This window comes from Psychrobacter sp. FME13 (genome assembly GCF_014861395.1).
Lineage (GTDB): Bacteria > Pseudomonadota > Gammaproteobacteria > Pseudomonadales > Moraxellaceae > Psychrobacter.
Genome location: NZ_RRYV01000028.1, coordinates 1 through 24057, shown reverse-complemented (window position 1 = coordinate 24057; position 24057 = coordinate 1). Strand labels below are relative to the sequence as shown.

The window sequence follows — 24057 nt, the reverse complement described above, 5'->3', positions numbered from 1 at the left end:
CACGGATGAATATCGATACTCAATCAGTAGATCAGACTGTATCCGCGATGGCAGTGGTACTTGCAAAATATCTAGATCCTGAAGAGGTAAGGCTGCTCACAACCCAGTGGCAACAGTACTCAAGGGTTTCTGTAAAGATGATGCAGCAGTGTATTTTAGACGCAACGAGGCGCTATCCTGAGTTAAAAGAACATAAGTCTGATATTCGTAAAGGCTTTTGGGATACGATGACAGCAGATAATCTACAAGGAGTGACTGCTACTGATAACGGTAACGATATTAACAAACAAAAATCTATTAATAAATCCACTTTGGCTTTTTATACTGTGATGGAAGCAATAGGTAGTCAGTTAACAAAATCTCATCATCATAACTTTTTTCACAATTTGCACCAAATGGTTGCAAGAGAACGCACTTTTAAAGGGCATATTATCAATATTAATCAGTTTTTGGAAAGTGAACGCCCTATAGTGCCTGATGCTACAGAACTTCTGAATCATATCGTTCAACTGGCCTATGTGTGTCTGTGTGACTTGCTAGGTCCTGTTGATGCTGATGAGATACTGTTTCGGGTGGCAGATATTGCCAAACAAAGCCATCCGAAAGAGGTTGTTGAGAGGTTGTTTTAATAAGTAATAGCCAATCAGTATTTAAGGTAAGTGCTAATCTAGCAATATCTTTGTGCCACTCTTGGTAAAGTTCATCACAAACTGGCTTTTAAAATTTCGTACGTTGTTCTCGTACGTCAGCATATTTCGGGTAAATTGGTGATAATCGCTCATGTTTTTGGCATTGACCATCAGCATAAATGCAAAGTCACCAGATATCTCATAACAGCTCATTACCCTTGGCTGCGCCTCCATCAGACGCTCGAATCGATGTTGCATTGAGGTATTAGAACGTTCTATATCGATCAGTACCACAACGGTTAGACCGTAACCTACTTTTTCAGGGTTGACGATGGCCACCTGTTTGGTAATCACGCCTGTATTGGTCAGTGTTTGAATACGGCGCTGTGCGGTAGCGATAGAGACATGAACCTGCTCTGCCACCGTTTTGAGTGGTAGAGTGGCATCGCTTTGTAATAAGTTCAAAATAGCTTTATCAATATCATCTAATACATGATTCATAGAGTGTCTCTTATTTTGGAATATTTTTAATATTAATGTTAGGACGTCGGCTATTTATAATGTATCTGACACTGAGTTGAATACCGATATGCTAAATATATCACTAATCCTCTTTGATATTTGATAAAAAAATCATTTTAAGACAACAATACGATAAAATTATTCATATTATATTGTATATAGAGATAATATATCACACACCTTGCGTAAAATAGATTATATCAATCCAAAGCTAGCGAGTCATAACCATTGAGCTAGTATTGGGTTGATTTCACGTTTACTATTTTACGGTGTTGCTAATGTCTATTTCTATGCTATCTAATACGTTTGCTAATACGCTAAACACTATGGTTTCGCGCCTGCCTTTACCTACCATTTGGACAGCAGGTAGCACACAGCAGCGCACCTTAATATTGGGTGTGATATTGGCTGTATTGTCTAATGTATTATTCGGTATTCTTTATGCTTATAGTAGCTTTTTAGCACCGTTATCAGGTACGCAAGTATTTATTTGGCGTATGCTTGCCATGTGGGCGGCATTGATTGGCTACTTGGTTATTAGTGGACGCCTAGGGTCACACCTGCACAAATTAGCTGCATTGCGTACCGTCAAACAGTGGGCTTGGTTGCTATTGCCAACGCCAATATTTCTCAGTCAGTTTTGGTTGTTTATGTGGGCACCTGTCAACGGACAAGGCGTACAGACTGCCATGGGATACTTTTTATTTCCACTCATGATGGTGGTATTTGGTTGTGTGTTATTCGGTGAAAAACTAAGCCGATTACAGTGGTTAGCCGTTGCTTTTGCAGCAGTAGGAGTGGGCAGTGAGATTGTACGTACTCAAAGCATATCATGGGCCACGCTTTGGGTATGCGGAACGTATCCTATGTATTATATTTTGCGCCGTCTGCAAGGCATCAGTGCGGTGACTGGATTGTTGGTCGACTTAACTATTTTTGTACCGTTTGCGGTCGCTTACTTGTTCTTTTTTGCACCCAGTAGCGTGGATTTGGTGAGCGGTTCTGGATTTTTTATCATGATGCTGATAGGGCTAGGTATATTGAGTGTGTTAGCCATGAAGACCAATATTGATGCCAGTCAAATGCTACCCGTAAATATGTATGGCATGATGAGCTATTTAGAGCCTGCATTGTTATTTATTTTAGCAGTGACAGTACTGGGCAACCCGTTTGAGTCTGCGATGATTTATAGCTATGGTTTGATTTGGCTTGGCATTGCTTGTTTGATTGCTCATGGGGTGCGTCAACTACGCCGCGCGCGTCATGATATAAAATCGGTTATAAAAGAACAGACCGCTTAAGGAGTCAGTCAACGTCGACTGCACTGCATAAAAGATAAATGAGAGCTAAATAAAAAAAGGACGATTCAGTATTATATTGAATCGTCCTTTTTGGTATTAGATTAGGGCCTGTTTTGTATAGTCAGTTCTAAATAAAAGCGATACAAGTATAACTATGCCAGCATCGCTATATTTTTTATCGTGGATCGACTATAGAGAACTGACTTTATTAATCTAAATGCTGTTTAAAGCCGCGCTGCTTATCACGTTCCCAGTCACGGTCTTTTAGCGTTTTACGTTTGTCGTGTTGTTTTTTACCTACTGCTAGGCCAATTTGGCATTTCACCAGCGAGTTTTTCCAGTAGCAGGATAGTGGTACACAGGCATAGCCTTTTTGATTGATTGCCCCAGAGAGTTTCTCGATTTCGCGTCGGTTGAGCAGCAGCTTACGAGTACGAATGCTATCTGGGCTAACGTGCGTTGAGCTAGATATCAGCGGCTGAATGTGCGCCCCAAACAAGAATGCTTCGTTATTGCGAAATATCACATAAGCTTCGGTAATCGTCATTTTGCCAGCACGAATGGCTTTTACTTCCCAGCCTTGTAGGGCAAGACCTGCCTCAAATGATTCTTCAATAAAGTATTCATGGCGCGCCTTTTTATTGGCACATATCTGATTGTCAGGCTTTTTTGATTTCTTTGACATGGTTTCCTCGTAAGGATTTTTAAGGACAATATCGTGTCCTTACTTATAATTCCTCATCCTGATCTGCTTGTTCGGCGTGTTTTTTATTTAAAAATAAGCAGGATGAGTCGAACCAACCATTGTAGCAAAGCCTTTGTTAAAAATGTAAGTCAGCTGTTAGGACAAATGTAGCAGATAAGTGTTAAATACAGACAAAGTTTGTTAGCATATGCCATAACCTCAACGACTAGATTAGCCTTGCTATGAGCCATCCTAAAACTCCATCTCGACTGCACACCAAAATTTTATATCCCGGTACTTTTGACCCTATTACTAATGGTCATGTCGATTTAGTCACACGTGCCACCAAATTATTTGACGAGGTAGTGATTGCCGTTGCTTCAGGGCATCATAAAAAACCATTATTCGACTTTGAAGAACGTGTTGGCTTAGTTGAAACGGTATTCGCTGATTTACCACAAGTATCCGTGGTCGGTTTTGAAGGTTTGCTCGTCGAATTTATGCAAGCGCAAGGTGCTAATGCTGTTTTGCGTGGTTTACGGGCTATGTCAGATTTTGAGTATGAGTTTCAGCTAGCCAATATGAACCGTGAGCTTGATGAAAATTTTGAGGCGGTGTTCTTAACGCCTGCGCCGAACTATTCCTTCATCTCGTCAACCATGATTCGCGAAATTGCCAAACTTGGCGGTGATGTCACTAAGTTTGTACCCACTTGCGTGTCTGATGCTTTTACAAAAAAACTGATAATTTAGCATCATCTCGCCTTTTAATAAGCGTGTAACCACAGCATATAAGCTAAAAATAAAACAGTGAGGAGTAGTTTATGGCGCTATTGATTACTGATGAGTGCATCAACTGTGATGTGTGTGAGCCTGTGTGCCCCAATGAGGCCATCTCAGAAGGCGATGACATTTATGTTATCGATCCCGATTTATGCACCGAATGCGTTGGGCATTTTGATGAGCCGCAGTGTGTGGTGATTTGCCCGATTGACTGTATTCCGCACGACCCTAACCATGTCGAAACAGAGAATGACTTGTTAGCCAAATACAAACGTATTACTGGTCAATAAGCAATATCCGAAAGCAATGTCTGCAAATAATGTCTGATTGGCTAATAAGATATTGACGGCGTTTGATATATACTCAGTCCCAAATAAAAGAGAGTCAACCACGCGATACGGGTTACATTTTTCTTGCTTGCTGTACCTACGCAGATAGAGGCAGCGCAAAATGTAATCCGTATCTCTGTATTTTTTTATAGCGGATCGACTATAAAAAATGTTTCAGGAACAAAAGCATGAGTATAAATTTAGGCCAGTCAGCCAGCGAGTTTGACCACCAACATCTATGGCACCCCTATGCCAGCCTACCGCCAACTTATCCTAATATTGTCATTGATCGTGCCGAAGGTATTTATATCATTACCGAAGATGGTACGCGCCTGATTGACGGCATGTCATCGTGGTGGGCGAGCGTACACGGCTATAATCATCCAAAACTAAACGACGCTATTACCGAGCAATTGGGTAAAATGGCGCATGTGATGTTTGGTGGTTTGACCCACCAACCGGCCATCGATTTGGGCAAAAAACTACTGTCTATTGTACCGCAAGGCTTAGATGCTATTTTTTATGCCGATAGTGGTAGTATTGCGGTAGAAGTGGCACTGAAAATGGCGTTGCAATATCAAGTTGCCGCCAATCGCCCAAATAAGCAGCAATTTGCCTCTACACACTCTGGTTATTATGGTGATACGTGGCATGCTATGAGTATTTGTGATCCTATTAATGGCATGCACAGTTTATATGGTAAACAGCTGCCAATGCAGCACTTTGTTCCAGCACCAGCGTTAGGTTTTGAGCGAGCTTTGACAGAATCTGACCGCGCTGCACTGACAACATTTTTTGATAAGCACAGCGATAAGTTGGCAGGGTTTATTATTGAACCGATTATTCAAGGCGCTGGCGGGATGCGTTTTTACAGTCCTGACTATCTGCAGCTGCTGCGTCAGCTGTGTGATGAGCATGACGTGCTATTGATTGCTGATGAAATCGCCACTGGTTTTGGTCGCAGTGGCAAACTGTTTGCCTGTGAACATGCAGCCATTTGCCCTGATATTATGACCATTGGTAAGGCGCTGACAGGCGGCTACATGACCTTTGCCGCAACGTTATGCACTCGAAAGGTCGCCGATACTATTCATCATAGCGATTATCCAGCACTGATGCACGGTCCTACATTTATGGGTAATCCATTGGCTTGTGCGGTTGCCTGCGCCTCAGTTGATTTGATTTTGTCTTACGATATTGAAGCGCACACTGAGAATATGCAGCTGACTATGGAGCAGCAGCTAGCGCCAGCCGAGTTATTGAAGGGCGTTGCTGAGGTACGTTGTTTGGGTGCGGTGGCCGTCATTGAGTTACAAGAGGCTGTGGAGATGCCAGTCTTTCAGGCTTTATTGATTGAAAACGGTATTTGGGTCAGACCATTTGGTAAGTTGGTATATATCATGCCGCCTTATGTGATTACTGATGACGAGTTGATTAAGTTGTGCCAGACGCTACTAAAAGTGGTGCGGATGTATTTAGACAAACGAGGTCAGCCATGAGTGTGCTATTTGTTTCAGGTATCGATACCGATATCGGTAAGACTTATGTCACTGGTATGGTTGCAAAGGCACTCATGCAGCAAGGCATCAACGTCATCACTCAAAAGCTGGTACAAACGGGCGTGACGATGAATACTGATACTGGCGAGATAGGCATTGCTGACGATATCATGACGCATCGTCAACTCATGAACATCCCGCTACAGACCTTTGACCTTGATTTTACCACTTGTCCTTATCGCTATGAGAAGCCCGCCTCACCGCATTTAGCCACGCGATTATCAGGGCAAGTGTTAGATTCTGAAGTGATCACTAGTGCGACTAAACGACTGCAAACTGAGTATGACTTGGTATTACTAGAAGGCGCAGGCGGTTTGTTCGTACCAATAACGGAGCAGTTATTCATTTTAGATTATATTGCTACTCAAGGTTATCCGATTATTTTGGTCACTTCTGGTCGTTTGGGCAGTATCAACCATACATTACTGAGTTTAGAAGCAATAAAAGCACGTGGGTTATCTGTACATAGCGTTATTTATAATCATATTCATGACGATACTGACAATACCGATGCCGAAATAGCGAACGGTACTATCGATTTTTTACAAAGCTATCTAAAGCAGCATTATCCAACAGCGCATTGGTTACAGATACCTGTCATAAAAACAAATGCGTTAAATAACAATAAAAGCGCTTCAAAAGATTCTTATCTCACCTTGCCAAAAGGGTTTGTTTAAGTCGTTTTCAAGCTATTTTTTTTAGGGCTACAAATAAACTTAAATGACATTCCCAAATTATTATTATTTTTGTTATACTAGCGCGCTTGGTAGACTAGGCAATCGCCGCTGCATACTGGCAACAGACATGCAGGGGAGGAAAGTCCGGGCTACATAGGGCAGCGTGCCAGCTAACGGCTGGGCAGGGTAACTTGACGACCAGTGCAGCAGAGAGTAGACCGCCCCGCGCAAGCGAGGTAAGGGTGAAAGGGTGCGGTAAGAGCGCACCGCGTGAATGGCAACATCTCACGGCATGGTAAACTCCACGCGTAGCAAGACCAAATAGGCATCGGCATGGCGCGGCCCGCGTTCGATGCGGGTAGGTTGCTTGAGCGTATTAGCGATGATACGCCTAGAGGAATGATTGTCCACGACAGAACCCGGCTTATCGGTTTACCAAACCTTTTTTAAAGGCCCAAGTAGTATCAAAAAGCTCGTGATTGATTGTTAATGACGGTTTCTTAGTATTAGGCCAAGTTTTTTGGAAATAATGCTCATTAGGGGTTGACGACAGTCATCTGCTTGGGCATAATACCCAACCTAAAATGGCGATGTAGCTCAGCTGGTTAGAGCGCATGACTCATAATCGTGAGGTCAAGAGTTCAAGTCTCTTCATCGCCACCATATATAGGTACTTTTTAGTACCAACTAAAAAACCAATATATAGGTACTTTTTAGTACCAACTAAAAAACCAATCTTTTGAGATTGGTTTTTTTTTGTCTAAAATAAACGACTCAAATTTACATTTGATAGACATAGTCAATGAGCTACTAAACAGCTATTGTCTTTAAAGGTACTAATATACAATCTGTAGCTTGGCTGCCTCATAGCTGCTTCAGAGTTCTTTGACTACAGTTAAGAAGAAATTTTGGTTTTGTTGATGATGCGTTATAATTACCTACCGATTTCTTACTAAATCATAGGTTTATCTGTTCAAGTAGAGATTAATTGTTGTAACTTATGTCGAGCTTACTTATCATAGTGGCTGTTTTCGATAAAGTCCTGTAACGTCATGTCTGTACAACTACCTCCTTATCGTCCTATTAAGCATCGAAGCGGCCTCAAAGTCATGGGTGCAGCATTTCATGCTCTATTAATGCGTGAATTGCAAACGCGCTTTGGTGGTTATCGCTTGGGCTATCTATGGGCGCCACTCGAAGTATTATTTCAGGTGCTTATATTTTTAGTGATTTTTGGTGCTATCCGAGAGCGATTAGTACCAGGAATGGACTTTTCCTTGTTTTTAGTAGCAGGAATGGTGCCTTTTCGCATGTTTCAAAAAATAGCGACAAGAGCATTAGGCGCTGTTGAAGCCAATAAAGGCTTATTGATGTACCGATCCATTCGCCATATTGATGTGATCATAGCCCGCTCATTTTTGGAATTGGTCATTTATTTTTTTACCTCTATATTATTATTATTGGGTTTGGCTTTTTTTGATATATATGCCAGCTTAGAGAGTTTACATATTGTCCTATTTTGTTGGATAACGCTTTTTATATTTAGTTTTGGTGTTGCTCTCATTATGATGGTCATTGGTTATTATGGTGGTGAAATCAGTAAAGTAATAACGATTGTATTTACAATACTATATTTCACATCAGGTATTATTTATCCAATTCATATTATTCCTGAGCCTTATTTTAGCTATCTTTTATACAATCCTTTTATTCATAATATTGAGCTGATGAGACATGCATTTGCTCCTAACTATCCTGTATATCATATTGATATAGGCTATTTTTTGAAATGGATGTTTGCGGTAAACTTTTTAGGATTACTGCTCTATAAATATGCTGAGCGTGACATGATTCGCTCTCGTTAGATGCTATTTTATGGATGAGATAAGTTATTATATAAGCGATATAAAAAGGTAAATAAGTGATTGAAGTTAGGAATGTTTCTAAGTCATTTATGACCAAGAAGGGTCGGCATTATCTGTTTAAAGATTTAAATCTGACTATTGGTGATAAACAAAGTGTTGGTTTGCTCGGCCGTAATGGTGCGGGTAAGTCAACCTTGCTACGCATTATATGTGGTCTTGATAAGCCGGACTATGGAGAGATTATTACTGATTCGACCATTTCATGGCCAGTCGGTGTGGCAGGTGGTTTCCAAGGGAGCTTGACGGGCCGTCAGAATGTTCGTTTTGTTTGCCGTTTATATTCAAGTGGCCCTTATATTGATGAGAAAATCAGATTTGTCGAAGAGTTTGCAGATATTGGTAGCTATTTTGATATGCCAGTCAAAAGCTATTCATCAGGGATGAAAGCGCGCTTAACCTTTGGGCTAAGTTTGGCCTTTGATTTTGATTATTATATGCTCGATGAAGCGGGCGCTGTCGGTGACGCTGCGTTTCGTAAGCGTAGTGAAGAGATATTGGCTGCGCGGCGTGAACAGGCAGGATTTCTAATAGTGTCACATAATATTGGTGATATTAAGCGAAATTGTGATATTGGTATTGTGTTAATGGATCAAACAGCACATGTCTTTGACGATACAACAGAAGCGATTGAAGTTTATGAAAAGCATATCCACAAAGCAAAAAAGTAAAGTCGTTAGCTTCTCGCTGTTCATTGGCTTGGTGATTATCCCTTGGGTACTAGTGATATCTTATGTCATGATATTTGCCCATCCACGATATACGTCGACCGCTAATGTGGTGGTCAAACAAGTTAGTGATACCAACACGGCATCAGGTGGTGGTTTGTCGGCTTTGTTAGGTGTAAATAGCACTAGCAAGGAAGACGCAACTTATTTGACAGAATATATTTTGTCAAATGACATGGTGAAACGTCTTGATAAGAAATTCAAGTTTCGTGAAGCTTATTATGTTGATGGCTCAGATCCAATCAATGAGCTTAAACCTGATGCCACGCAAGAGGAGTTGCTTGAGTACTTCAAAAAACGTGTGCATATCAACCTAGATGAACAAAGCTATATACTCTCAGTATCGACAGAAGGGTTTGATTCAAAGTATGCTTTTGAGCTTAATAAAACTATTTTGGATGAGTCTGAGCAGTTCGTAAACCGTATTTCGCAAGAGGTAGCTCAGGATCAGTTGGTGTTTGCAGAAACGCAGTTGAATGAAGCAGAAGAACGCTTAAATGAGACCAAAGAGAAGCTGTTAAATTACCAAAATGAAAACGAAATTTATGACCCAGAAGCCAATGCCCAAATTGTTAATCAGCTGATTGGTAGCCTGCAAGCACAATTGAGTTCATTACGTACTGAAGAGCGTCAATTGCTTAGCTATCTGAATCCAGATGCACCGCAGGTGGTATCAGTGAGAAGTCAGATTAAAGCGATTGAAGAACAAACACGCCAAGAGCAAACAAAGTTAACCTCACCGAATACCACCAAGTTGAACCGTCAAGCGGTACAGTTTGAAACTATCAAAGCCGATGTTGAGTTTGCGACTGAACTATACAAATTATCGTTAACATCACTTGAGACAGCACGGCTAGAAGCTTTCAAAAAGATGAAAAATCTGATTGTCATTTCAACCCCTTATGAAGCTGAAGAAGCCTTATATCCACGTCGCGCTTATATTATTTGGACATCTCTAGCATTGCTGCTGATATTCTATGGATTTGTGCGCTTAGTAATGGCAGTGGTTCGTGACCATCGTAGCTAGTTTGACTAAACCATTTTTGACAAACCAGATATCAGTACTGATCGATAGATCAGCAAAGGAATAAGACGCATGAATACAAAACCACGTTCTATCGTGATAATGATCAGTTTGGCTATGGTAGCAATGAGCACGCCTGTGATGGCAGCAACCAGTGATGACAGCCAAGTTACAGGGTCTAGCTTCGGCACTAGCAACAATACTATCAACGCTTCAACGCAAGCATTTTCCGGTAATGTGCCTGCCCAAGCAACCACTCAAGAAGCGGTGAATGCAGCGAGTTTGCCTAGCCAGTCAGTGATTAACACCACGCGTCCTTATCAAGACATCGATACTCAAGATATGATGTTTGGTGAGCAGCTATTTCGTGGCGCATTTTCGACCACTTCTGGCTCTACCTTTAATGACAGCTATGTGATTAATCCTGGTGATAATGTCCAGGTCAGAATGTGGGGTGCTTATCAATATGCAGCGACTACAACAGTTGATCCACAAGGCAATATCTTCTTGCCAAATGTTGGCCCAGTACGTATCTCGGGTGTACAAAATGGTAATTTACAAAATGTAGTACAAAGCGCTGTTAGTCGTATTTATCGATCAAACGTTGGTGTTTATGCTTCACTAGAGCAGGCGCAGCCTGTTAAAGTGTTTGTCACCGGTTTTGTCAAGCAACCTGGTTATTATGGTGGTCTGGCTGCAGATTCAGTATTGTCTTATCTAGATAGAGCAGGTGGTGTGGATCCAACTCGTGGTAGCTACATTGATATTCAGATCAAACGTAATGGTCAGCTATTGCAGCAAGTCAACTTATATGATTTTTTATTGGCTGGTAAGTTGCAGTCATTCTCTTTTCGTGATGGTGATGTGATAACCGTTTCGCCGCAAAAGAAGACTTTTGAAGTGAGTGGAGAGGTTCAAAACGAATATACCTTTGAGTTTGACGTAAATGACTTAACGGTTGGTGATGTATTACAAGTGGCCAATCCAGCTGCAAATGCCACTAACGTTAGCATTACTCGTAGTGCAGGACGTGCACAGACGGCAGAGTATTACTCATTAACGGAGGCGCAAAATATTCCTGTCTATAATGGTGATCAGATGGTCGTAACGTCAGATCGTTATGCAGGTACTATTGCTGTGCAAGTGAAGGGTTCACACACAGGCAACGGCGCGATGGTTGTACCTTATGGTGCTCGTCTAAAAGACATTATTCCGCAGTTACAACCGAGTTCACTAGCCACGCTCAACAACTTAACCATTTACCGTGAATCAGTTGCGGCGCAACAAAAAGCCATGATTAATGAGTCGCTTGATCGTTTAGAAGAGATGACGCTCTCTACTCAGTCGACCACTCGAGAAGAAGCGGCACTGCGTCAAGATGATGCTGCTTTGGTCAAAGAGTTTGTGGCCAAAGCACGTAAGGTAGAGCCTGAAGGTCGGATTGTGGTTGTACCAAATTCTTGGCAAGATATTATTTTGCAGCAAGGGGATATTATTGAGATACCTGCGCAAACCTCTATCATCACTGTCAACGGACAAGTGCGTGCTCAAGGTGCACTAACTTTCAATGCTGATTACACGGTTGGTGACTATATTGCCAGCTCAGGTGGCTTTGGTGATAATGCTGATATGGAAGATATTTTAGTGGTTCATCAAAATGGAACAAATGAAGTGGTTAACACGGCTTACCGTATCCAGCAAGGTGATGAAATTATGGTATTACCAAAAGTCAAAACTAAGCGTGTAGAAATCGCTCGTGGTATCACTCAAGTGCTTTATCAGTTGGCCGTTGCAGCCAATGCGGTATTCTAATATAGCTACAAAAACCGTGTATGTAGTTCAATTAAAGTAATGAGTAAAGGTATTAGAGATGGCAAAAAGCGTCGCAGATGAAATCAAACCATCAGTTGTATCTGATAATGCGCTATTTTTGCCATCTACTCAGCTCAAAATACCTCAAAAATTAGCGGTCATTGGAAAAGGCATTCGTCAAAATAATGTGCTGTTATCGGAAGTGCTACAAGCTGATATTGAACGCTGGTATCCGTGGTCAGGTTTAACATATCGTTTAGCTAACCGTAATAGCCCTTTGTTGCTGTCCTCAAATATAGAAAAACAGACTGCTTTTTATTCATCAAAATCACTACCCGATGCCTTTATCGGATGGGGACATAAGAAAAGTTATCAACGTGCTAATAGAGTTGCGACACGGCAGAACCTTGCCACTTTAAGTGTCGAAGATGGTTTTTTGCGCTCTTTAGATTCAGGTAGCAGTAGCCGTCATGGTCTGAGTGTGGTGGTTGATGATATGGGTATTTATTTTGACCTAACAAGTAGTTCACGTCTTGAGCAGCTGATTGTTGAGCGTACTAAAAATATGACTATTACTAATCGTCATAAAATAGATGAAAAGCGTGCTCAACAACTCATAGCACGTATCTGCGATGAAAGAATTAGCAAATATAACGCTATACTTGATTGTCCATCATTAGAGGATTGGGTTAGACAAGAAGATTCTCATACAGTCAAAAATGCTCCGCAATCACATGTTTTACTGATTGATCAAGTGGTTGGTGATGCTTCTATTAAAGGTGCTGGTGCTACTAAACGTCAATTTAAGCAGATGCTTAAAGCAGCTTGCCGCAATCATCCTAATGACCATATTTGGATAAAAGCTCATCCTGCGTCAAAATCAGGATATCTCACCAGTCTTAAACTGCCAGAAAATGTTCGTTTATTAACTCAATCACTCAATCCTATTGCTCTATTAGAACAAGTGGAACATGTCTATACGGTTAGCTCACATATGGGTTTTGAGGCATTGATGCTTGGTAAAAAGGTGCATTGTTTTGGCGTCAGTTGGTATAGTGGTTGGGGACTTACCAACGATAGTGGTGCACCGAAACGTTTGCTTAAAAGGGTTGTACAACGCCGTCAAGCCTTTGCGAGCACTTCAGTAAAAACCAAGAAAAAACTGCGCTCAACCTTATTGTCTGCGGTGTCTAATAAAACGCTCAATACTACATTAGAAACCCTATTTTATAGTGCTTATATTGATTATAGCCACTATGTAGATCCAGTAACCAAACAGGCGTGTGAGGTTGGAACAGTGATTGACTGGTTGGTGACCAATCGTCATTGGCAGTCTCGCCTTGAAGGTAACTTGACGGTATATGAATTTAGCCGCTGGAAGTTGCCTTTCGTGAAAGATTTTGCCGATTTTCCGCGCACGACATTATTTATTAAACCAAAGCCACGTTTAAAAAACTTGCTGCATCCAGATCATTTTCGGGTCAACTATCAGCAGCCCCTACTCGTATGGGGGCTGGCCAAACGCCAGCAAGTGCAAAAAAAACGACAGTATCAACGGGCGGAGCAGCCTGATATTTACTGTATGGAAGATGGGTTTATTCGCTCAAATGGTTTGGGAGCAACCTTACTAGCACCGTTATCGGTAGTGATAGATAGGCAGGGTATTTATTATGATGCCACTCAGCCTTCAGATTTAGAGACATTGTTGTACAATTGCGAGTCATTGACGCCATATCAAATTAAAAGAATAAAAGCGCTTCAAGACAAATTACTGATGCAGCGAGTGAGTAAATATAATGTCGGTGCTGTTATTGCTAGCATTGATAGCAAACAGAATTCATGGATGCAAGCGGCAAGGATATCTAAGAAACGCCGTATCCTTATTATTGGTCAAGTAGAAGATGATTTATCGGTTCAATACTGCGGTTCAACAATCAAAACCAATACAGATCTGATTGCTCGGGTATGTCAAGACAATCCTAATGCTTATCTCATTTATAAGCCACATCCTGATGTGGAAGCAGGGCTAAGAGCTGGTAAGGTGTCAGAATCATGTTTGCATCATGTGCAAGCGGTTGCGTATGATACGGCCATGCCTGATTGTCTAGAGTGTGTTGATGAAGTGCATACTATTAGTTCATTAACAGGTTTTGAGGCACTGCTTCGTGGTTTACGAGTTACTTGTTACGGCTTACCTTTTTATGCTGGCTGGGGCTTGACGATAGATATTGATGCGCAGTTATCACCAAAAGCTAAATATTTAGAGAGACGTAAACGAGACACAGCGTTGACGCTTGAGCAACTGTTATATTGTGTGCTTATCCGTTACCCACTATATCGCTTGCCGAATGGCTATGGGCTCGCGCAAGTAGAGCAGGTCATTAATTATTTGTACCCATCTAAAAATACCGATTGTCCTGAAGACTTTTGTAGTGAAGCATCCCAAGCCAAAATAGCTGGCAATAGAAATCATTCAATCGTGACCGTTACCTCCGTTGTATCGACAATGGCTACAGGGTTTAAACGCCGTGCTGCTATACGTTTTATGCAGCAGCGGCATCAATGGCAGCAGCTTATACGTAAAGTATCTCGTTAGAGCCTTACATAAATCCTGTACGACAAACATTGGGCTTTTCGGTATAATCATTTGTAGTTTCTGTGTCGTGACACCCTAGCTACCTTTCCCGCTTTTATCTTTTATTCTTTAATCAATGGTAATCCAGTACTATGGCAGCTTCGATGTCTTATTTGCTTACTCATCGACACGTCTTGCTACTACAAGGAAAGATGGGTGGGTTTTTTAATCGCTTTTCAACATTCTTACAGACGCAAGATATCAAAGTTAGCAAAATTAACTTTAATGCAGGCGATGCTTTTTTTTATCATCATGATAATACTTATGAATATACTGGAACATTAGCGCAGTTTTCGGCTTGGTTACAGGTGTTTATTAAAGATAATGCTATTGATGCAATTGTTTGTTTTGGCGATTGTCGTCCACATCATGCACAGGCTGCCTGTGTTAGTGAGCAGTTAGATATATCTTTTTTTGTATTTGAGGAGGGCTATCTGCGTCCGGACTATATTACCTTGCAAGAACATGGTATTAATGGTTATTCGCGTCTAAATATAGCTGACATTAAAGCACTGAAAAAAGCCAATGACCAACCGCTATATACACACAATCGTTTTTATCGTCTGAGTATCGCTGCTATTGTTTATTATATTGTCGCTTGGATGTACAAAAGCCGCTATCCACATTATTCACATTACCGCGGTATGACAGCATGGCAAGAGGCGATGGCTTGGATTAAAGCACCGTGGCGTAAGTTACGGGGTTACTTTCCTGATAAGCAACTACAAAGTAAGCTAACTAAGCAAGAGAGTCACAACTATTTCTTGATTAGCTTGCAAGTGCATAATGACTCACAGATTACGCACCATAGTGATTATTGCGATGTGCTACAGTTCATAGATGAATCTATTGCAAGCTTTGCAAACTATGCTGATAAGCAACAGATGCTGGTATTTAAACATCATCCACTAGATAGAGGTCATCGAGATTATCGTGAGCTGATAGCTAGCCTAGCGGTGAGATATCAAGTGACGCACCGTGTTTTTTATGGCTGTGATATGCACCTGCCTACCTTGATGAAACATAGTATTGGAATGTTGACTATCAATAGTACGACAGGGTTACAGTCGATTTATCATAAAAAACCCACCAAGATCATGGGCCGAGCAATTTACGATACTCCTAAGCTAACAGATCAAAAACCATTGAATGAATTTTGGCAATATCCTAAAAAACCAGACAATGAGTTTTATCTGCGATTTCGTGAGTACCTGATAGAGCAAACGCAGCTAAACGGTGCTTTTTATGGTAAATCACCATGGACATACAAGTATCTGAATCAAGAAGATAGTCAGTCTATAGAGACGGATGTTTCGAAATCGAACCCATCTCAATAGAGTTTAGTTTTGATTGTTGATGCAGATTCATGGTCGATTGTGATCGCTACATCAGATAATAGAGCGCCAATAAACACCTTACTTTCTATCTGTAAGGTTATCAGCTCGTAACTTCATTTGTAAATCACCTCTCTACTAATAAAATCGCCTTACTTTATAGTGGAAAACTGCTAGAATACTCCCTTACATCTGTATGTAAGTGATAGAGTCTTGAGCTATTGATTTAAGAGGATAGTATTGGTCAGTGCACTGATTCTCACGATCTTCAATAATAGATAATTATAATATCGCTTACGTCTGACAGTATTTATTTTTTAGTTTTATTATTCTATCACCCTTAAATTAGTAGGCGCTTTGTGACTGCATTAGCCAATATTCGTAACTTTTCAATCATTGCCCACATTGATCATGGCAAGTCGACACTTGCTGATCGTTTTATTCAAATGTGCGGTGCCTTGCAAGATCGTGAGATGCAGGCGCAAGTACTCGATTCTATGGATATTGAGCGTGAGCGTGGTATCACTATTAAAGCGCAATCGGTAACTTTGTTCTATGATCATCCAAATGGAGAACGCTACCAACTTAACTTTATTGATACACCAGGACACGTCGATTTTTCTTATGAAGTGTCACGGTCATTAGCGGCTTGCGAAGGTGCGCTTTTAGTCGTTGATGCTGCGCAAGGTGTAGAAGCTCAGTCAGTGGCCAATTGTTATACAGCTGTTGATCAAGGCCTAGAAGTGATGGCAGTCTTAAATAAGATTGACTTGCCACAAGTAGAGCCTGAACGTGTTATTCAAGAGATTGAAGATATTATTGGTATTGAAGCTGTTGATGCTCCACGTGTGTCCGCAAAATCTGGTCTTGGTGTCGATAAACTACTAGAAGCCTTGGTGGATTTTATCCCTGCGCCAACTGGTGACCGTGAGGCGCCTTTACAAGCGTTAATTATTGACTCTTGGTTTGATAGTTATTTGGGTGTTGTCTCTCTGGTACGCGTTCGTCAAGGTACGGTAAGAAAAGGCGATAAGATCTATATTAAGTCGACCAAAGAAGCACATCCAGTCAGTTCTATTGGTGTATTTACGCCTAAACCTGTTGATACAGGTGTTTTAGAAGCGGGTGAAGTAGGGTTTGTGATTGCTGGGATCAAAGATATTGCTGGCGCGCCTGTTGGTGATACGATTACCCATGCTAAAACACCTGACGTAGAACGCATTCCTGGATTTAAGCAAATTACGCCGCAGGTTTACGCAGGTATGTTTCCAGTGGAGTCTACAGATTTCGAAAAATTCCGTGAAGCGTTGCAAAAGCTACAAATCAATGATGCGTCGTTGTTTTTTGAGCCCGATACCTCTGATGCATTAGGATTTGGTTTTCGTTGTGGGTTCTTGGGTATGCTACATATGGAGATTATCCAAGAGCGTTTAGAGCGTGAATATGACTTAGACTTAATCACCACAGCGCCTTCAGTGATCTATGAGATTGAGAAAAAGAACGGTGATGTTATTTATGTAGATAACCCCTCACACTTACCTGAGCCGAATAATATTGAAGAGTTTCGTGAGCCAATTGCACGATGTCAGATTCTAGTACCACAAGAGTACTTAGGTAATGTGATGACGCTATGCATTGAGCGTCGCGGCGTGCAGGTTGATATGCGATTTATGGGCCGACAAGTCCAGCTGATCTTTGATGTTCCGATGGGCGAAGTAGTCATGGATTTCTTTGATCGTTTAAAGTCTGTCTCGCGAGGATTTGCCTCGCTTGATTATAATTTTGAGCGCTATCAAGCTGATAAATTGGTCAGAGTAGATGTACTGATCAATGGTGAGAAAGTAGATGCATTAGCAATGATCGTGCACGAAACCCAGTCACGTTATCGTGGTAATGCATTGGTTACTAAGATGAAAGAATTGATTCCGCGTCAAATGTTTGATGTGGCGATTCAAGCGGCTATCGGTAGCCAGATTATTGGACGTAGCACCGTTAAAGCCATGCGCAAAGATGTATTAGCTAAGTGTTATGGTGGCGATGTTTCACGTAAGAAAAAGCTACTATCTAAGCAAAAAGCTGGTAAAAAGCGCATGAAGCAAGTGGGTAGCGTGGAGATTCCACAAGAGGCCTTCTTAGCGGTACTGCAAGTAGAATAAAGAGTAGACCTTTATTAGTGCTAGTGCAAATATGATAGTTAATAAATGACAACCGTCAAAGCAGATCGTTAATAGGCAATTTGGTATGGATTTTGATTTTAATTTAATTTTAGTGCCGTTGACCATAGGCTTGGGTATTGTTTGGCTATTAGATAAGCTGGTGTTTAAGCAGCGTGGCGGGTATAAGAAACATATCCAAGATTTCACTCTTGCTAAAGCTAACTTGAAACGTCAAGAACTTGTTTTGGCTGAGTCGTTGAAAGACTATGATATTAGCTATGATGATTTAAGCCATCTTGATAAAAATGATTTACCAGTAGATGTTCGTAAAGATTATGATGACTACTTAGACACTAAAAGCTATGTCAATATAACGAGTACAAAAACTGTCAATAAACAAGAAAGTACTTTAATACGCTGGGCTTATGACTTTTTCCCTGTATTGGCAGTAGTCTTGATTGTACGGTCATTTTTAATTGAGCCGTTTAATATTCCGTCATCATCTATGGTGCCAACCTTGTATACGGGCGATTTTATTGCAGTTAATAAGTATGCTTATGGTGTACGTCTACCTTTGACTTATAATAAAGTGTTAGACACTGGTGAGCCTGAGCATGGCGATGTAGCAGTATTTCGTTATCCTGAAAATCCCAGTATCTACTATATAAAACGTGTCATCGGTTTGCCTGGCGATACAGTCAGTTATGATCAAGGAATATTAGCTATTAACGATGTGCCCGTCGATACACAGCCAGTAGATTTTTCAGCTGATACTGAATTGACGTCACAGCTTTATCCACCAGGAGAGATATCTCCAGGACAAGAGCTGACAGAAGAAAATGCTATAGCAATGGGTCAGCTAGAAGAAGGTGAGGCGAAGTATTTTCAAGAAACACAGGGCGAAAACAAGCATCTTGTTCGTTACTTGGCAGGTATGAATAGTGCACAATATGCCCCGTTTTTACAGCAGCAATCACCAGAAGTTGTTAGCTCAGCAGGTACCGAGTGGCGCATTAGTGTGCCAGAAGGACATTATTTTGTCATGGGTGACAACCGTGACCGTAGTGCTGATGGACGATTTTGGGGATTTGTTCCCGATGAAAATTTAGCTGGCAAAGCCGTTTATATCTGGATGCATAAGCCACCAGGACTGAATTTACCAACTTTCCAACGTAATGGTACGATTGATTAGGGTGGTGAGAATTTCTATTGGTTGACTTTTCGATAATCGTTTTGTGCTAATATTGTTGCTATCTAATAACAGATGCCTAGCATCTAGGCATCTATAGTCAGAGAACAACTAAATAGCTACAGCGTTACCCTCATTAGAGGTACTACTTATACAATCTAAAGTTGTTTAACCTGCACCTACTTTAGAGTTCTTTGGCTATATTAAAAATAGTATATTATCAGTAGAAGGATATAATAATGCAGCAATTATCTGGATTGGCCACGCAGCGTGGTGCTAGTGTGACAAGCATCATATTAATTATCATCATTTTGGGTATTACTGCTAAATTGATGGTTGCTATTGTTCCAGCTCAGATTGGTGACTATCAACTGACCAAAACCTTAAGCGCACAGCTCAAGGAAGCAAATGATAGCAAAGAGACAGCCAAACAGTTCGTTGATCGTGTCAATAAACAGCTATCTATTGATGCCAGTTATAATACTAAGGCTGAAGACGTATTTACTTTCACTAATGAAAAAATAGGTCAGTTGGCTATTCACAAAAAATATGAAGTAACGAATAACTTTTTTAAAAATGTCGATATCGTCAATCGTTTTGAAGGTGATATTGAAATGGCAACAGCAGAGTAATTAAGAAAGGGCTTAAAGGCCTATTAATTTTTTATAAAATTAGTCAAAACTGTTAATAGTTAATGTGAAGCAACCAAATTTAGATGATACTATTGTACAAAATAGTAAGGTTAACACTTTACCAATTTATAAATACTTTGACTATATGCTTAAATTCGTAAAACAGAAGGGATAACCATAAGCCACGCATGAAACCAACTTCGCAGTATTCCCAAGCGGTTCCTACTCCTCAAAAAAATAGCACGTCTATCGAAAGACCTGTTGTTAGCTCAGAATTTATTCAACGGTTAGCGGTATTAACGCGTAAGTTGGGTTATGTGTTCAAAGATTTGAGCCTGCCGAAACTGGCACTGACGCACCGTTCATTTGATAGCAAAAAAAATTATGAGCGCTTAGAGTTTTTAGGCGATGCTTTGTTAGGTATGATCGTAGGTGAGGCTTTATATCATCGCTATCCTAGCCAAAATGAAGGACGTTTAACCCGTATGCGTGCCACACTTGTACGTCAAGAGTCACTGGTCATTATCGCTCAAAACCTAGAGCTTTCAAATCATCTTATCTTAGGCGTGGGTGAGAGAAAGGGTGGTGGTCGTAATCGTGCTTCTATACTGGCTGATGCGGTAGAGTCTTTGATTGGTGCCATCTATTTAGACAGTCAAGATATGAGTGTCACGAGAGACTGTGTGCTTTCTTGGTATGGTGATTTGATTGATAATGTTAATGATCAAAAAGCATTAAAAGATGCTAAAAGTCGTCTGCAAGAGTGGCTTCAATCTAAGCAGTTTGATTTGCCACATTATGAGTTGATGGAAACACGAGGTAATGCACCGCATCAAATTTTCGTTGTACGTTGCCATGTTAATATTAATAACTGTGTAGATATTACTGAATCTGGTGAGAGTCGCCGTATTGCTGAACAAAAAGCAGCAGAATTAATGATTAACCAATTGCACAAACTACCAAACTCGGCGAAAAAGCGTTCATAACTCACATTTACTCATACGCTACCAAGACCGCTTTAAATTGATAATAGCTATTTAGTGAAGATGCATAGCGTAATGCTTTAAAACTTGATTGCTTGGTTTGAAATGTCATGTATTTTTATTTCAACATGCCCTAATGTTTCCTATTGAATACCAATTTCGCTTTTTAATATCGATATAACCAAGACCTCATTAAGCACCGTTTAATTGGTTATAAACCCTACAGGATTTACCCTATGAGCAATCGTACTGATTTGCCATCAAATAATGAAGATAGTGCTAACAATATGACCGAAAACACAGAGTTAAATGCAAACCAAAATAACGTCGAAATTACTACCGAAGAAATCAATCAATCAGAAGATATCTCGTTAGAAAATGACATCGCAATTGAAGAGTTCTTTGCACCTAGCGGGCATGCTGGTACGGTTGATGGCTTTAAAACTGGTTATGTTGCGATTGTGGGCCGCCCAAACGTCGGTAAGTCGACCTTGATGAATCATTTGTTAGGTCAAAAGCTTTCTATCACCTCGCGTAAACCACAAACGACTCGTCATCGTATTCATGGCATCCTATCTAATCATGAAATGCAGGCTGTGTTTGTAGACACACCAGGTATTCATCATAATGAAGTACGGGCTATTAATGAGCGTATGAATAAAGCGGCAGTATCTGCTTTGGTTGATGTTGATTTAGTGCTATTCGTGGTGGATTCAGACCAATGGCGTGACGATGATTTACTGACATTACAGAAACTTGGTGAAACAGATCTAACGGTGGTACTGGTTATTAATAAATCAGATACATTGAAAGACAAAGGCAGTGTGTTACCGCTTATTGAAACTTTTAATGACAGTTTTGATTTTGCTGATATCGTTCCAGTATCTGCGTTAAAAAATCAAAACCTCGATCGTTTAGAAGAAGTGATTGCGTCACATCTACCAATCGCGCCACCTATTTATGATACTGAACAGATCACTGACCGCTCAGAACGGTTTTTGGCGAGTGAGATTATCCGTGAAAAAATCATGCGTAGCGCGGGTGATGAAGTGCCTTATGATCTAACCGTGCAGATTGATGAGTTCAAAGATGAGCCTGCGCATACCGACCCAAAAACAGGTCGTCCACGAAAAGCCTGTACCTTTATTGATGCGACTATCTATGTAGAGCGCGGTGGCCAAAAGGCTATTGTGATTGGTGATAAAGGTCAACGTATCAAGCAAGTGGGCATGGATGCTCGTAAAGATATGGAACAGCTTTTTGACAAAAAAATCATGCTAACATTATGGGTAAAAGTGAAACGCGGTTGGTCTGATGATGAACGTGCATTGACCAGTTTGGGATATTAATTGCAGACTAGGGCGTGTCATCATTTTTAAAATAATGACACGCCCTAGCACTCTGAAGATTTCTCTAGGTGTTCGATGTTGGGGTAATAAGAAATGCGTAACGAAGCGCTGATCGGTTATTTATTACATCAACGTCCTTATCAAGAAAAGCGCGCCTTATATTATCTGTTTTCTCAGCAACATGGTGTGATACATGGTATTGGGAAAAAGGGTGCCCCACTGTTTATGCCATTACAGCTTTTTGCTACTGGCAAACGTGATTTAAAGACATTTAGTCAAATTCATATCACCTCACAGAGTGCTACTTCGATCGATATAGCAGAAGAGTACGAGACGGCTACTATTCTAGAGTCAGTCCCTTATAAGAGTATCACTGGTCAACATCAATATTCAGCACTGTATTTAAATGAAATATTGTGGCGACTTCTGCCTACTGAAGATCCAATGCCGATATTATGGCAGCATTACCAAGATAGTCTGCACCAACTTAGACACTCTTTAAGTGCTATTGAATTACGCATTTGCTTGCGCCAATTTGAGTATTACCTGTTTAAAGAATTGGGTTTTACTTTAACGCTTACCCACGATAGTATTCAAGATACGATTGAGCCTGAATGCTCTTATTGCTTTTTACCTGATGCGGGATTCATGCCTGTCTTACGTAGTAATATTCAATCTGAAGAGTTAGGAAGTAGAACTGAAAAAGCTATCTTTATGGGTGTTGATATTATTAAGATGGCAGAGTTGGGTATCACTCAAACCACTTTGAATAATTGGTCAAAGCTGCATCGATATATGATTGATCATTTGCTTGATTATCAACCATTACAAAGCCGTTTACTATGGCAGCAGCAGCGACGTTACCAATAGTTGCTACTAAATATGTTGCTAAACATATTATATGTCAGTTTGCTTAACTATTACATTTGGTAGGATGGTCTGCATTGAATTTTTGTTTAATATGGCCTGTTTGGCTAAATGATATAAGGTACATCGTTTCATTATAGTCAACGGTGGGGCAGTATTTGATATGACCAAAGTGTCCTCGAGGTTGTCCGCTATCTCCCCAAAATTTGGTGTAATGTCGCTTAGCGCCAACTCGTAAACTGAGCTTGCTGTATTTAAGATCTAACGCGTGCTGCCCAATTAAAATATCTGTTTGAGCATCAAAATGATTGTTGTCATTTTTGTCTACAAATAGCAAAAGTGTATTATCACTATCTCTGTGACAGCGTCCTCCGCTATCAGATAAGCATACAATGACGTCCTGTCTTCTAATGTAACTTTCTGCTTTTGCTGAAGCCAGCGAACTTACTAACTGGCTTTTAATCCGTTTCGCTTCCATTCGAGTCAGCTGTGTTCGTATGATTGGCATGGCGATAGCCACTATCAAAAAAGCGAAAGAGGACTCCACCCGACATTAGGGTGGAGGTGAATTTCGCATCACTAGCTAACCTCGCTGGTTCTGAATATATTGTTTAATAATATCTAATGGCGCACCGCCACAAGAGCTTGAAAAGTAGGAGCGTGACCAAAGCACAGGTTTAGAATAAGCTGCTCTTAAATCAATAAAATCACCCCTCATTCGTCTACTGGTGACTGACTTCAAGTTATTAACCAGTTTGCTTAATTGCACTGTTGGTGGGTACTGGATAAGCATGTGAATATGATCCGCTTCACCGTTACATTCTTTTAACTCAGCATCAAAACTCTTGCACACCTCAGCAGCACACTCACTGAAATATTCATGATGTAGCTCACCTAAGACCTTTTTTCGGTACTTGGTAATAAAAACCAAATGAACGTGGA

At 40.7% G+C, this 24057-nt stretch carries 22 protein-coding genes, 1 tRNA gene and 1 other RNA gene; 20 read left to right on the top strand and 4 right to left on the bottom strand.

Annotation, left to right across the window (positions count from 1 at the left end; genetic code table 11):
• Window positions 1–5 precede the first annotated feature (5 nt).
• Window positions 6–629, top strand: a complete 624-nt coding sequence (locus tag EI164_RS05850) for a hypothetical protein (protein ID WP_192519049.1) — start codon at window positions 6–8, stop codon at window positions 627–629.
• Between the two features lie 33 nt (window positions 630–662).
• Here the strand turns inward: EI164_RS05850 and EI164_RS05845 are convergent, their stop codons facing one another.
• Window positions 663–1130 carry an Lrp/AsnC family transcriptional regulator gene (locus tag EI164_RS05845; protein WP_192519048.1) on the bottom strand — a complete coding sequence of 156 codons (468 nt, stop codon included), beginning with the start codon at window positions 1128–1130 and terminating at the stop codon, window positions 663–665.
• A 299-nt stretch (window positions 1131–1429) separates the two neighbouring features.
• Here EI164_RS05845 and rarD point away from each other — a divergent pair, with 299 nt between their 5' ends.
• A complete protein-coding gene (gene rarD, locus EI164_RS05840) occupies window positions 1430–2452 on the top strand; it encodes an EamA family transporter RarD (RefSeq protein ID WP_192519047.1) in 1023 nt (340 codons plus the stop codon).
• A gap of 208 nt (window positions 2453–2660) precedes the next feature.
• On the opposite strand, the gene smpB is transcribed toward rarD, so the two are convergent.
• A complete protein-coding gene (smpB, locus tag EI164_RS05835) occupies window positions 2661–3137 on the bottom strand; it encodes an SsrA-binding protein SmpB (RefSeq protein ID WP_192519046.1) in 477 nt (158 codons plus the stop codon).
• A gap of 242 nt (window positions 3138–3379) precedes the next feature.
• On the opposite strand from smpB, the gene coaD reads away from it, so the two are divergent.
• From coaD to recO, 18 genes are all read left to right on the top strand, one after another.
• Entirely contained in the window at window positions 3380–3889 is a 510-nt protein-coding gene (coaD, locus tag EI164_RS05830; RefSeq protein ID WP_192519045.1) for a pantetheine-phosphate adenylyltransferase, read from the top strand.
• A 71-nt stretch (window positions 3890–3960) separates the two neighbouring features.
• The gene (locus tag EI164_RS05825; protein ID WP_192519044.1) at window positions 3961–4209 is read left to right on the top strand and encodes a YfhL family 4Fe-4S dicluster ferredoxin; all 249 of its coding nucleotides are present in this window, start codon (window positions 3961–3963) and stop codon (window positions 4207–4209) included.
• A 227-nt stretch (window positions 4210–4436) separates the two neighbouring features.
• Window positions 4437–5747 (top strand): adenosylmethionine--8-amino-7-oxononanoate transaminase, encoded by a 1311-nt coding sequence (bioA, locus tag EI164_RS05820; RefSeq protein WP_192519043.1) that lies wholly within the window; start codon window positions 4437–4439, stop codon window positions 5745–5747.
• A complete protein-coding gene (bioD, locus tag EI164_RS05815) occupies window positions 5744–6484 on the top strand; it encodes a dethiobiotin synthase (RefSeq protein WP_192519042.1) in 741 nt (246 codons plus the stop codon). The genes bioA and bioD overlap by 4 nt, the downstream gene beginning before the upstream one ends.
• Before the next feature lie 86 nt (window positions 6485–6570).
• Window positions 6571–6927, top strand: an RNA gene (gene rnpB, locus EI164_RS05810) — RNase P RNA component class A.
• A 143-nt stretch (window positions 6928–7070) separates the two neighbouring features.
• Window positions 7071–7147, top strand: a tRNA-Met gene (locus tag EI164_RS05805).
• 389 nt (window positions 7148–7536) lie between these two features.
• Window positions 7537–8349 carry an ABC transporter permease gene (locus EI164_RS05800; protein WP_192519041.1) on the top strand — a complete coding sequence of 271 codons (813 nt, stop codon included), beginning with the start codon at window positions 7537–7539 and terminating at the stop codon, window positions 8347–8349.
• Window positions 8350–8405: 56 nt separating this feature from the next.
• Entirely contained in the window at window positions 8406–9077 is a 672-nt protein-coding gene (locus EI164_RS05795) for an ABC transporter ATP-binding protein (protein ID WP_192519040.1), read from the top strand.
• Entirely contained in the window at window positions 9046–10161 is a 1116-nt protein-coding gene (locus EI164_RS05790; protein WP_192519039.1) for a capsule biosynthesis protein, read from the top strand. Before EI164_RS05795 ends, EI164_RS05790 begins: the two co-directional genes overlap by 32 nt.
• Before the next feature lie 69 nt (window positions 10162–10230).
• Complete coding sequence (locus EI164_RS05785) at window positions 10231–11970, top strand: polysaccharide biosynthesis/export family protein (protein WP_192519038.1); 1740 nt, start codon at window positions 10231–10233, stop codon at window positions 11968–11970.
• Between the two features lie 58 nt (window positions 11971–12028).
• Window positions 12029–14566 carry a capsular polysaccharide biosynthesis protein gene (locus EI164_RS05780; protein ID WP_192519037.1) on the top strand — a complete coding sequence of 846 codons (2538 nt, stop codon included), beginning with the start codon at window positions 12029–12031 and terminating at the stop codon, window positions 14564–14566.
• 131 nt (window positions 14567–14697) lie between these two features.
• Window positions 14698–15942 (top strand): capsule biosynthesis protein, encoded by a 1245-nt coding sequence (locus EI164_RS05775; protein ID WP_192519036.1) that lies wholly within the window; start codon window positions 14698–14700, stop codon window positions 15940–15942.
• Window positions 15943–16298: 356 nt separating this feature from the next.
• Complete coding sequence (lepA, locus tag EI164_RS05770) at window positions 16299–18095, top strand: translation elongation factor 4 (RefSeq protein ID WP_192519035.1); 1797 nt, start codon at window positions 16299–16301, stop codon at window positions 18093–18095.
• A gap of 85 nt (window positions 18096–18180) precedes the next feature.
• On the top strand, window positions 18181–19287 hold the full coding sequence (lepB, locus tag EI164_RS05760) for a signal peptidase I (protein WP_225739136.1): 1107 nt from the start codon (window positions 18181–18183) through the stop codon (window positions 19285–19287).
• Between the two features lie 236 nt (window positions 19288–19523).
• Entirely contained in the window at window positions 19524–19916 is a 393-nt protein-coding gene (locus EI164_RS05755; protein ID WP_225739135.1) for a DUF4845 domain-containing protein, read from the top strand.
• Window positions 19917–20104: 188 nt separating this feature from the next.
• Window positions 20105–20902: a ribonuclease III gene (gene rnc, locus EI164_RS05750; RefSeq protein WP_192519034.1), complete on the top strand. Its 798-nt coding sequence runs from the start codon at window positions 20105–20107 to the stop codon at window positions 20900–20902.
• A gap of 233 nt (window positions 20903–21135) precedes the next feature.
• The gene (era, locus tag EI164_RS05745; RefSeq protein WP_192519033.1) at window positions 21136–22248 is read left to right on the top strand and encodes a GTPase Era; all 1113 of its coding nucleotides are present in this window, start codon (window positions 21136–21138) and stop codon (window positions 22246–22248) included.
• 93 nt (window positions 22249–22341) lie between these two features.
• Window positions 22342–23118, top strand: coding sequence for a DNA repair protein RecO (recO, locus tag EI164_RS05740; protein WP_192519032.1), 777 nt, complete (start codon window positions 22342–22344; stop codon window positions 23116–23118).
• Window positions 23119–23161: 43 nt separating this feature from the next.
• Here recO and EI164_RS05735 read toward each other — a convergent pair whose 3' ends face one another.
• Window positions 23162–23623, bottom strand: coding sequence for a GspH/FimT family protein (locus tag EI164_RS05735; protein ID WP_192519031.1), 462 nt, complete (start codon window positions 23621–23623; stop codon window positions 23162–23164).
• 75 nt (window positions 23624–23698) lie between these two features.
• Window positions 23699–24057 (bottom strand): IS200/IS605 family transposase (gene tnpA / locus EI164_RS05730; protein WP_192519030.1); only part of this gene is annotated, 359 nt, incomplete at its 5' end.